At 67.9% G+C, this 11,443-nt stretch carries 7 protein-coding genes; 6 read left to right on the top strand and 1 reads right to left on the bottom strand.

Features of this window, described 5'->3' with window-relative positions:
- Positions 1-55: 55 nt before the first annotated feature.
- The 5 genes from ACZ7SW_RS35770 (at position 56) to ACZ7SW_RS35750 (ending at position 6,946) form a co-directional block, all read left to right on the top strand.
- On the top strand, positions 56-1,513 hold the full coding sequence (locus ACZ7SW_RS35770) for a pyridoxal phosphate-dependent decarboxylase family protein (protein WP_470234793.1): 1,458 nt from the start codon (positions 56-58) through the stop codon (positions 1,511-1,513).
- Positions 1,514-3,633: 2,120 nt separating this feature from the next.
- Positions 3,634-4,632, top strand: a complete 999-nt coding sequence (locus tag ACZ7SW_RS35765; protein WP_470234792.1) for an ATP-binding cassette domain-containing protein — start codon at positions 3,634-3,636, stop codon at positions 4,630-4,632.
- Entirely contained in the window at positions 4,622-5,386 is a 765-nt protein-coding gene (locus tag ACZ7SW_RS35760; RefSeq protein ID WP_470234791.1) for an ABC transporter permease, read from the top strand. The genes ACZ7SW_RS35765 and ACZ7SW_RS35760 overlap by 11 nt, the downstream gene beginning before the upstream one ends.
- Positions 5,387-5,526: 140 nt before the next feature.
- The gene (locus tag ACZ7SW_RS35755) at positions 5,527-5,658 is read left to right on the top strand and encodes a hypothetical protein (RefSeq protein WP_470234790.1); all 132 of its coding nucleotides are present in this window, start codon (positions 5,527-5,529) and stop codon (positions 5,656-5,658) included.
- A complete protein-coding gene (locus ACZ7SW_RS35750; RefSeq protein ID WP_470234789.1) occupies positions 5,651-6,946 on the top strand; it encodes a lanthionine synthetase C family protein in 1,296 nt (431 codons plus the stop codon). Before ACZ7SW_RS35755 ends, ACZ7SW_RS35750 begins: the two co-directional genes overlap by 8 nt.
- Positions 6,947-6,950: 4 nt before the next feature.
- Here ACZ7SW_RS35750 and ACZ7SW_RS35745 read toward each other — a convergent pair whose 3' ends face one another.
- On the bottom strand, positions 6,951-8,192 hold the full coding sequence (locus ACZ7SW_RS35745; RefSeq protein WP_470234788.1) for a condensation domain-containing protein: 1,242 nt from the start codon (positions 8,190-8,192) through the stop codon (positions 6,951-6,953).
- A 67-nt stretch (positions 8,193-8,259) separates the two neighbouring features.
- Between ACZ7SW_RS35745 and ACZ7SW_RS35740 the strand changes: the two genes are divergently transcribed.
- Positions 8,260-11,148, top strand: coding sequence for a lantibiotic dehydratase (locus ACZ7SW_RS35740; protein WP_470234787.1), 2,889 nt, complete (start codon positions 8,260-8,262; stop codon positions 11,146-11,148).
- Positions 11,149-11,443 lie beyond the last annotated feature (295 nt).

The following is an 11,443-nucleotide window of genomic DNA, read 5'->3' as shown; positions in this document are numbered from 1 at the left end:
CCATTCGTGAGTCGCAATCCTTGCCTGGGCCGACGGGGACGTCTAGCCTCATTTCATGCGGGCCCCAGATGATCTTCTTTCCGACTGGACCGAACTCCTGTCAGCGGCTAACGAGAACCTGCGGGGTCTATTTTCGGCCCAGACCGACCCAACCCTCGTTCCCGTCTTCAGCGACAACTCCAGAGTTCGGGAAAAAATGCTTGACCCGCTGCCTCTTCCGGTCGACGGGCAAGAACTATCCCTGATTCTTCGCGAGTTGCAAGACTTCGTGACTGACGGCTACCTCAACGGTGCACACCCGCAGCATTTCGGCTACTTTCATCCGCGCCCGCTCCCGATCAGCGTGCTCGGCGACGCTATCGCGGCGATGCTTAACCAAAGTCCTGCGGCTTGGCGAGCCGGGCCGGCGGCCACCGCACTGGAAATGGAGACCCTTCACTGGCTCGCCTCCTTTATCGGATATCCGCGCAACTCAGGCGGGCAACGCCCGGGCGTATTCACGTCCGGAGGGTCCAGCGCAAACCTGGCAGCACTAAAACTGGCACGCGACCGCGCCTCGAATCGTCTCGGAATAAATACAGCCGCAACAACCCACAGTTTTAAGGTATATGTTTCCAGCGAGAGCCATTATTCCATCCCGCAAGCCGTTGACACGCTCGGCATTGGTCGCAGTTCACTGCGACTGGTGCCTACGGACGAGCAAGGCCGCGTATCACTTCCAGCGCTGCGCAAAGCTATTGACGAGGATATCGCACAGGACGACCAGCCCATCGCCATAGTGGGACTTGCCTGCGCTACCGCCACCGGCGCGGTAGACCCGATCGACGACCTCGCGGAGATAGCCGAAGAATGTGACATGTGGCTTCACATCGACGGCGCGGCAGGTGCACCTTACGCTGGCGTTCCCGCGACTCGTCCACTGTTCGACGGGCTCTCTCGAGCGGACTCGCTGACCGTGGACCCACACAAGTGGCTGTTCATGCCCTACGGAATCGGCTGCCTGCTCGTCCAGGACAGCTCCGCACTCGCCCGCAGCTTCCACGGCGAAGCGCATTATTGGGCGCCGGCAGACGATGCGAACATCGATACGGTTTTCCTGCAAGTCGAAGGGGCACGCCCGTGGAAGTCGCTTGGATTGTGGCTTGCGATGCGTCAGCTCGGCAGCAGCGGTTACGCCAAACTGCTGACCCGGAACCTTGAGGTCGCTCGACATCTCGCGGCGACCGTCCGCGCCACAGACGGATTCGAGCTGCTGGAAGAGCCCACCCTCCCGGTATGCTGTTTTCGAGCACATCCGCCGAACGAGAATGACGACATTGACGCATTCAATGAGCAGCTTCAGCAAAACCTGATCGAGAGCGGAAACTTCTATATCACGACTTGCCGACCCAAGCGCAACGTGTACCTTCGAGCAGCTATAAACAATTTCACGACAGATAAAACGCACATCGATGCGCTGATGACCGCATTGCGTACGGCGCGAATCGGGAGCAATCCAGGGCTCCGCACGTGAGCTACGACGCCTGCCCGCCGTTCACGGATGTGCGCAACGCCAACTTGGCGAACAGTCGGACAGCATTCCGGGTAAATACTGAAAACAACGAGTCCTGCACGAAATAATCACCTTCGGCCGCACTAATGGATCCACTCTCGGCACCCTTCCCATTTTCGCTACGAAACCTGCATCGAATCGAGAGAGCGAGCGAAGCCAAAAGGGTGTCTCGCGTGGTGCCGTTACCGGCGTGCTCGGCGGTACTTGTCACCCCCACCATCTGACACACGCTCTAAATAACTCTGCCATGCCGCCGGACCAAACTTGTGACGCAGCGTGATGGAATCGGGCTTCGCATCGGTTGTCCACGTTCGAATTGGGATAGTTTCGCCGAACCCGGTTCCGCCCAGTGCCGTGACGTTGTCCCCGCGCCGCACAAAGAGGTCTCCGGAATTCGGATCTTCTTGGTCGTTGATAGATCAACCGGAGGCCTCGTCTATTCGATCAACGACACGTCGACTCGGCCTCACGTCAGGTCCCGCTTGAAAACATGCGGTCCAGCGTCGAGAAGCCATTGCATCAGAACTGCCCCGGCTGTTGAACAATCGGGCCTCCCGGATGGGATGGCTCACCAGGAACTACGCCTTGCCGGCGACACGCTGCCCTTGCCCCTCGCCCGCCGCGCGGCGGCCAGTTCGTCCAAGACCTCTTTCCTTCAGGCTCCCGTCGCCGACGATCCGCCCTTGTCCGCGTCGGCCGCCGACTCGGCCTGCCGGGTGAGCCCCGCACCAGCCGTGGCCTGACCTGCACGTCTGCCCGGTCGGCGACAGCCTGCGGCTACCCGGCATCGCCCGTCATCAGCGGGCGAATGGCGTCGATCAGGGTCGCGGTCCGGGTACCTGAGCACGGTCCGGAGGGATAGGGCCGCGGTAGGAGGAGAGGCCGGAACAGCACTCCTCGCTGGGCAGCAGATCAGTGTCGATTCGAACGACGCGCACTGGCCGGCCGGTTCTCGTTTCGTAGAATGTCAAGGCGTAGGTCGCAGGATAAATGTCGGCCTTCGTGCAGGTCCAGGCACAGCTGCCGATGGCAGCCCCCGCGCTGGCGGATGTCCGACACGCACACCGGCAGTTGGCTCGACTGCGAATTCCACGGCTCGTGCCGGCCTGCGGAGGCGAGCCACCCGACAGGCAGGACCGCGTAGTCGAAAGGATTGCCCTGCAGCGAATACCGGGAAGCGATCAGGTAACCGACGCCGCGCGGATGCGGGACGGGCCCTCGGCAAGAAGTGCGGCGGGGTTCGACATCGCAGGCCTGGCCAGGAATGGAGACTCGGCTGGCGCTTCGGTCGTCGATTGCGGGCGGCCAGCGAGGGCGCTTCGGACCCGCGCCCGGCCGAATTGGCCAGCACTGCTGCGGGGAGGACCGAACTCCCTGCCCGTACCGCACCTACGCTGCCGATTCCCGCACGGCATCTTATGCGACACGCTTTATGCGACACGCTGCCCGCCGACAGCTATCGGAGCCTCGCGACCTGGCCGAGGTGTGCCGGTACAAACCGCCCTCACCGGCGCGGAGCGAGCGCAAGCGTTCGAGCGACCTCGACGAACCGACGAACCACGTCCCTGCGGCGGTCGCCAGTTTCCTGGGCGAATTGGCGTCCGCCCCGTTGCTCACGCCCCAGCCTGCCAGCATCGCAGACCGCGGGCCGCGGGAGCGGCCTCGACTCCCCTGCCCTGCACGACCGCTCTCCCCCAGTCGCGCCGCCCGGTCTCCGCATCACTTCGCCGAGAACTGTTCCAGCCGACCGTAACGAACACCCGGCCGCCGCGAGAGGTCCATCCCCGAACCAGGGGAACGATGCCCATCGCCTCTGCCTCGACGACCAGCGGGATCAGCTGGCACGGTGCCGATCGCCACCGCCCGTCAGCACCCCGCATCAGCGCCCGCGGAGGGCATCAGCGCACACCGCGCCTGCCCGGAGGAGCATGCTTTCGGGCAGAGTTTTTTGGCTGACGACACAATCGCCGCAGATCGCGCCGCATTCGCCCAGGCCGCGACTGTGGTCGGTGCCGACAAAGCCGGAACAATGGCGCCGAATGGGCTCGCCTGAACGGCGTTGCGGGAGGAGGGGGTTGTCCATGATCACGGCACGCGGACTCGAGCGGCGGTTCCGCCGCAAGGGCCGAGCCGGTGGCGAAGTGCACGCGGTGAAGGGGGTCGATCTCGACGTCGAGGCGGGCGAGCTCGTGGGGTTCCTCGGCCCGAACGGGGCGGGCAAGACCACCACGCTGCGCATGCTCACCACCCTGCTGAAACCCACCGCGGGCACGGCGACCGTGGGCGGGCACGACCTGCTCGCCGACGCGGCGGGGGTGCGCCGCAACATCGGATACGTCGCACAGGGCGGAGGCACCTCGCCCGAAGCTCGCGTGGACGAGGAGCTGGAACTGCAGGGCAGGCTGTACCGGATGAGCAAGGCCGACGCGATCGCGCGCGGCAAGGTGCTCACCGAGCAGCTCGATCTGGCCGGGCTTGAGCAGCGGGCCACGAAGACGCTGTCCGGGGGTCAGCGGCGGCGGCTCGACATCGCGATGGGGCTGATCCATTCGCCGGGGCTGGTCTTTCTCGACGAGCCGTCCACCGGGCTCGACCCGCAGAGCCGCGCGAACCTGTGGGAACACATCCGGCGACTTCGCGCCGAACAAGGCGTGACGATCTTCCTGACGACGCACTACCTCGACGAGGCGGACGCGCTGGCCGACCGGCTGATCGTCATCGACGACGGCCGGATCGTCGCCGAGGGCCATCCGGACACGCTGAAAGCCCAGGTCTCCGGCGACGGCGTGACGATCGAAGTGGATCCCGAATCCACCGCGGCCGCCGCGGACCTGGCCCGGCAACTGCCCGGCGCGCACGAGTTCGCGGTGTCCGAAGGGTCGATCCGGTTCCGGGTGCCGCGCGGCGACACCGCGATGCCGGAACTGCTGCGCGCGCTCGACGCCAAGGACATCTCGACGACCGCCATGCAGGTCACGCGGCCGACCCTGGACGACGTATTCCTTACTCTCACCGGCCGGTCGCTGCGCGAAGCCGAGCAGCCCGCGCCGGCGGAACCGGAGGTATCCGGTGTTGCATGACACCTGGCTGATTTTCCGCCGCGAGGTAACCGCAGCGCTGCGGAACCCCTTATGGCTGCTGATCAATCTCGCTCAGCCGCTGATGTACCTGTTCTTCTTCGGCCCGCTGCTGGTGAACGCCCTCGGCGCAAAAGGACTGTCCGAAGCGGCCGGCTGGCTGGTTCTCGCCCCGGCGCTGATGGTGCAGCTGACCATGTTCGGCAGTTCGTTCGTCGGCTTCGGGCTGCTCGCCGACTACCGCGCGGGCCTGATCGAGCGGCTGCGGGTCACGCCGGCCAGCCGTACCGCGCTGTTGCTCGGGAGGGTGCTGGCCAACGCGTTGCAAGCGGTAGTGCAGTCGGTGCTCATCATCGCGCTCTCCTACCTCGTATTCGGCCTGAACGCGCCGTTCGGCGGGGTGCTGCTGAGCCTGCTGATCGTGTTCCTGCTCTCCGTCACGCTGGCGTCGTGCTCCTACGCGCTGGCGCTCACGCTCAAGAGCGAGGAGGCGTTCCCGGCACTGCTCAACGCGGTGCTCATGCCGTTGCTGCTGCTGTCCGGGATCCTCATCCCGATCACGTCCGGGCTGGCACCGAAGTGGCTGTACACGATCTCGCAGATCAACCCGTTCCGGCACGTGGTCGACCTGGAACGCAACAGCTTCCGCGGCGACTTCTCGGGCGGCAGCCTCTTCACCGGAAGCGTGCTCATGCTGGCCATGGCAGCGCTGGCCTTGTGGTGGGGAACCCGGGCTCTCCATCGGGACGACGCCTGAGCGCGCTTGGGGAAGGCTCCCTGAACGACGAAGGCCGATGTCCTGCCCGACAACGGTTCTGCCCGTTGGCCTCTGGGTCCGCGATTGCGAACTCGGTAGCGTCGGCTGCGTCATTGTCCGCGATTTCAGGAGTCGTACACATGGAGACCACGACGTATTTCGACCTCGACATCGAGGAATTCGCCGCGTGCTCGCAGCCCGGCACGGAACTGGCGGAAATGCAGGCCAAGCCCACCGCCACCTGTTCGATCACCCAGGTCGGTTGTGGCTGATCTCGCCGCTTTGCAACCGGGCCAGCTGGCGCTGGCCCGGTTGCAAGACGACCGGCTGATCGGCCACTGGCTGGCGCAAGACCAGCGCTACCGTTACGCCACAACGGGATTGGCAGCCGGCCCGCCGGGGATCGCGCTGTTGTTCGGTCAGGCCGGGCGGGAGGACGAGCAACTGCGGCGGAAGGCCCACCAGTGGCTGACGGCAGCGCTTTCCGCGCCGGACGCGCTGGCCGGGCGAGGCCTGTACTCCGGGATCGCCTCGATCGCGTTCGCCGCGGCCGGCGCGGCGGTCGACGAACGAGACTACCCCGCGCTTCTGCACAGTGCGGACGTCCTGATCCGCGGCCAGGCCGACGCGCTTGCCGAGGCCGACCTCCAGCGCACCGGCAACCAGACACCAGGTGCGGAAAGCGCCTGCTACGACGTAATTTCCGGGACCGCAGGTCTCGGACGCTATCTGCTGAGCCGGCGCGGTGCCGACGCGCGGAACGACCACACGCTGCGCCGGATCCTCTCTCACCTGGTCGCGTTGACGCGAGAGGTGGAAGTGCACGGCGGCGTTGTCCCCGGCTGGTGGTCTCCAGGACCATTGCGCGGCAGAAAGTTCCCGCTCGGGCACCTCCCGTTGGGCATGGCGCACGGCATTTCCGGGCCACTCGCACTGCTTTCGCTGGCGCTGGCACAGGATGTCCGGGTGCCCGGGCAAGAAGATGCCGTGCACCGCGTCGTCAGCTGGCTGCTGACGCGCAGCCGGCGCGACGATTACGGGCGCTACTGGCCGGACGTTGTGTCCTGCGAAGAAGAAACCGGCAACCGCGTGCCGGAGGAACCGGCTGGGCGGAATTCCTGGTGTTACGGCACGCCGGGGATCGCGCGAGCGATACAGCTCGCCGGTATCGCGCTGGACGAAACGCAGTGGCGAGACTTCGCGGTACAGACGGTGATCGCGGCGCTACGCCGGCCCGGCTGTGTCGAGCAGTTGCCCGAACCCGGCTTGTGCCACGGTGCCGCCGGGTTGCTGCACATGGCGTCGCTGGTCGCGGCGGACAGCGGGAACGCGGAACTCGCCGCGTGCCTGCCCCTCCTCGCCGGCGGTCTCGCCGCGCACGCCGACCTTGCCTTGCCGTTCGTCTACGGCCCCCGGCGGCCTGCCCGCAATCCGGCGCCGGCCAGCCAACCCGGGTTCCTGGACGGCGCGGCGGGCGTGGTGCTCGCGCTCGAGCACGCACGTCGCCCGGAAACGCCGAGGGGAGAGCTGCCGTGGGACGCGGCCCTGCTGCTGCGCTGACCGCTCACCGGACGGAGTTCAGGAGAAGGGAGAGCCGGTGCAAGTGCGCGTCCACGGCCGCGGCGTCGTACGCCGAAGGATTCGCGACCACCGCGAGCGTGATGCCGTCGTCGGGTCGGCCGACCCGGAAGGTCAGGCTGATGTCGTCTTCCGGTCCGGACGAAAGATAGTGCAGAGCGGCTTCCGCACTGCCGAAGTCGATGTTCGCCGACCACGGAGCGATATTGACCACCGGGCCGTAGACATGGTGCAGCTGCAAGTCCTCGAACAGTGTGTCGTAGCGCTGGTGGGCCAGCACGGCACGCGCTTCGCGCCCCACCTCCGCAGTGCACTCAGGCAACGAAGCGGCGGGGTCGGCGTTCACCCGCAACGGAACCACGTTCGCCAGGGAAGCCGGCACGTTCCGAACCGCAGCTCCGCGCCTGCCGGTGACGGCGAGACCCAGCACCACTTCGCGCTCGCCGGTCACTTCCTGGGTGTAGCGCGCGGCGCAAGCCAGCAGTACCGCGGGGAACCCGCTGCGCGCTGCCCGTGCCGCCGCGCGCAGCCTGGCCGTCGTATCGGCGGAAATGTCGAGGCTGCGCTGGACGGTGCTGCGGGACAACGCAGCCCGTGTCTTCGCCAGCGTCTTCACCGATGGGTAGCCGGCGGTACGGGCAGCCCAGAATTCCCGGTCCGCTTGCCGCGTCGCCGAGCTGCGGTACGCGGTGTCCGCGGCCACCACATCGGCCATACCTCCATTGCGGTAAGGGGGAACGGGCTGGCCAGTCGCCAGCGCACCGTAAATCTCGGCCATGCGCCCCAGCACGACCGCGCACCCGTAACCGTCCATCACGATGTGGTGCGCGCGAAGGTACAGCAGCGCGCGGTTGCCCGAGATCCGCAGAATCCCGCACGTCGCCGGCTGTCCCCCGGCCAGGTCCGCAGGCTGGCAGGTCGTGCGGCGCATCCATTCCCGTGCGGCTTTGTCCGGATCGGAGTCGCCGCGGAAATCGACCGACACCACGGCGGAATCGGCCAACGGGCCGACGACCTGGCACACCTGACCGTCGCGTTCCTCGAACCGGACCCGGACGGTGTCGACGTCCTCCGCGGCTTGCCGCACGGCCGCGTCGAGCAGCGCGACGTCGAGCTCGCCGCGAATGTCTGCGTACATGGCGCAATTGAACGTGGAGTTTCCCGGGTCGAGCCGCTGGCCGAGCCAGAACTGCTGCTGCATGAAGGTAAGCGGCAACGCTGCGGTCATCGCGTGAGACTACCACCCGCCCAACGCGGCACGGTTTGCCGAAACACCTTCGAAGAAACGGGGACACATGTCTGAGCGCGGTCCGGTGTTTTCCTGCGGAGACAGGGCTTTGCTGCGCGCGCCGCTGTTGCCCCGCACCGGAATCCAGCGCACCTGGAACGACGAGGCGGACCGTGCCCCGCAGCGACTGGTTCGCCGGTTGCTGAGCGACGACCGGTTCGCCGAAGCGGTCTCGGTGGCGAGCCCGTCCCTGCACGCCGCCGCGACCAGCCTGGCCGCCGGGCAGTCCCCAGACCTCCGTACCGCACAACGGATCGCGCGTTCGCTGGTCCGGTACTTCCTGCGCGCTTCTTCGCGGGCCACTCCGTTCGGGTTGATGGCGGGCGTCGCCGTCGCCCGGTTTTCCGACGCTCCGGCGATGCGGCTCGGGGACGACCACCGCAAGCTCGTCCGACCGGAGCGTTCGTGGCTGCGCCGGCACGTCCGCGACGAACTGTCGGCCGTTCCGCTCGGCCAATTCCGAGTAGTGGCCAACAACCTTTGCTTCGCACGGGGCGATCGCGTCGCATTGCGGTTCGCGCTCTCGGCAGACGACGCGGTGGTGGAACGAAGCCTGCGCCGCACCGAGGCAGTAGCGGCCGCATTGCGATATGCGGCCACACCGATCGTCGCCGCCGAACTGGCCGGCCTCCTTGCCGAGAAATTCCCGGCCGCACCCGGTGCGGCGGCAGCGGGCTTGGTGCGGCAGCTCGTCGCAGCCGATTTCCTGTGCACCGAACGGTTCCCGGCGCTCAACGCGACGCGCGCAGCGGAGATCGAGAACGTCTCGAACGCCGTTCGCGCCTACCAGGACCAGCCGGTCGGGCTCGGCGCATCGACCCTCGCCGCCGTGCGTGCGGCGGCCGGCAGCGAAGCGCCGGTGCACGTCGACCTTGCACTGGACGCGGACGTGCGGCTGCCGCACGCGGTCGCCCGAGAGCTGGAACGGGCCGCGACCACCTTGTGGCGGCTGAGTTTTCCGCACCACAGCGAACATGCCCTCGCCGGCTACCACGCGGAATTCCTCGACCGATACGGCGCTCAGTGCCTGGTGCCGGCAACGGAAGTGCTGGACCCGGACAGCGGTCTCGGCCCGCCGGGCGGATACCACCTGCCCGCTGGATGGCGACTGGCGCCTCGGCAATCCGCGTTCTCGCCCCGTCGACAGCGATTGCTGCTGGAGATGGCGATGGCCGCGGCCCGGGACGGTTCCCGGGAGGTGGAACTGACCCCGGCCGCCGTCGCCGAGCTGGCTTCGGACGCCGTGCCGCCGCCCGAGGCCGCGGAGATCGCGGTACGGCTGACCGCGCCATCGGCGAACGCGCTGCGGGACGGGGACTTCTCGCTGGCGGTGGTCGGCTTCGGCAGCTCGGAGGGGACGAGCATCGGTCGATTCGCCCCCGTGCTCGGCGAGGATGCCGATCTCACGGCGCATGTGCGATCCGCGACCGCGGAAGGTCCGCTCCGCGTCCAGCTCGCGCATCCCGTCGCGCGCGAGCGTTTCGGCAATGTCGCACAGGTGCCCCCGCTGCTGGACCGTCAGCTCGTGCTGGGCAGCTTCTCCGACCCGGACGCCGCGGGCGTCCTCGCCCTGGACGACATCTTCGTGGCGGCGGACGCGCAGCGCCTGCGGGTGTACTCCCGTTCGATGGCGCGCGAGATCCGGCCGGTGTTCGGGCACGCCCTGCGCGCCGAGGCCGCCGTGCCGAACATCGCCCGGTTCCTCGTCGAGGCCGGGAACATGGGCGGCCGCCGGGTCTGCACCTGGAACTGGGGTCCGGCAAGCGGCGCGCCGTTCCTCCCCGCAGTACGCAGCGGGCGAACCGTGCTCGCACCCGCGACCTGGTCGCCGCCCGCGGACCTGACCGACGACGCGGCCCTGCTGAGCTGGTGCGAACGCTGGGGGGTGCCGACGATGGTGGAGTGCGGAGCCGACGACACCTACCTGCCGCTGAACTTCTCCTTCCGCGCCCACCGCGACCTGTTCCGCGCGGAACTCGCCAAACAGCCCGGAACCGTGTTGCGAGAGCCGCCCTGGCAGGACGTGCACGACGGCTGGCTGACCGGCCCGCGGGGCAACCACGATGCCGAGCTGATCATGCCCCTGCGAGGTCTCGCGCCCGCAGCCGGCCCAGCAACGGCAATGCCCGCACCGGCCCGTCCGCGCGATACCGCCGGCCTGCCGGGCGGAGGCGAGTGGCTCTACGCGAAGATCCGATGTTCACCCGACCGACAGAACGAGGTGCTCGCCCGCTGCCTCGCACCCGAACTGGCCGGCCGCGATTGGTACTTTCTCCGCTATCTCGATCCCGCTCCGCACCTGCGGTTGCGGGTGCACGGCGTGGAGAAGCAGGTGTGGGGCGAGGTTCTCCCGTCCTTGCGGCGAGCGGTGGCCGGCCTGGTCGAGAACGGCCTGGCGCACGGAATGGAGCTGGACTGCTACCGGCCGGAGGCGGAGCGGTACGGCGGACCGGAAGCGATCGGTCTCGCGGAGCGGTTCTTCTGCTCCGACACCGAATTCGTGCTGTCCCGGCTGTCGGAGCCGCCCCAGAAGACCGCGACTGCCGGGGATGTGCTCGAACTCGCGCGGCACTTCGCCGGGCCACGCTGGCGGGAGGAACTGCTGGCCGCGTTCGGCCGCGACGACGAAGTGCACCGTGCGGTCTCCGCGGAACGCAGGCAGCTGCTGCGGGACCAGCCGGGGGCGAATGCGGGGCCCGAACGCTGGCGGGACCGGCTCGCCGAATACGGGGCGCGGCTTGATCCCCGCATCCGGCCAAGGGTGCTCGCGTCGCTGCTGCACCTGCACTGCAACCGCCGGCTCGGCATCGATCCCGCGGCGGAGAGCCGGACGCTCGCGATCGCGCACGGGGTCGCGGCCGCTCAACTCGAACGGATCCGCGTCAGAGCGACCTGAACGACCTGCCAGACCACCGGCAGGTCGCTCCCCGGCCGTATTGTGCGCGATCCCGCTTTCCGCCGCCGCCAGCCGATGCCCCCGAGGTCAGGAATCGCAGGGCGCAAGGGCACCGCGTCCACGTCGAGGGAGTGCGGTGCAGACATCTGCCCAAGCAGAGCATCGACGGTGACGCCGAGCGCGGCCGCGAGGCACCGCAATGACACCGCACGGCGCTGAGTGCCTCCCTGCTCGTTCTCGGTCCTCCACAAGGCGCGGCCGCGGCGCTCGATGACAGTCCCTCGGTGGGGGCGCA

Source organism: Amycolatopsis sp. NPDC114484, assembly GCF_055633755.1.
This window is presented reverse-complemented; position numbering and strand designations above follow the sequence as displayed.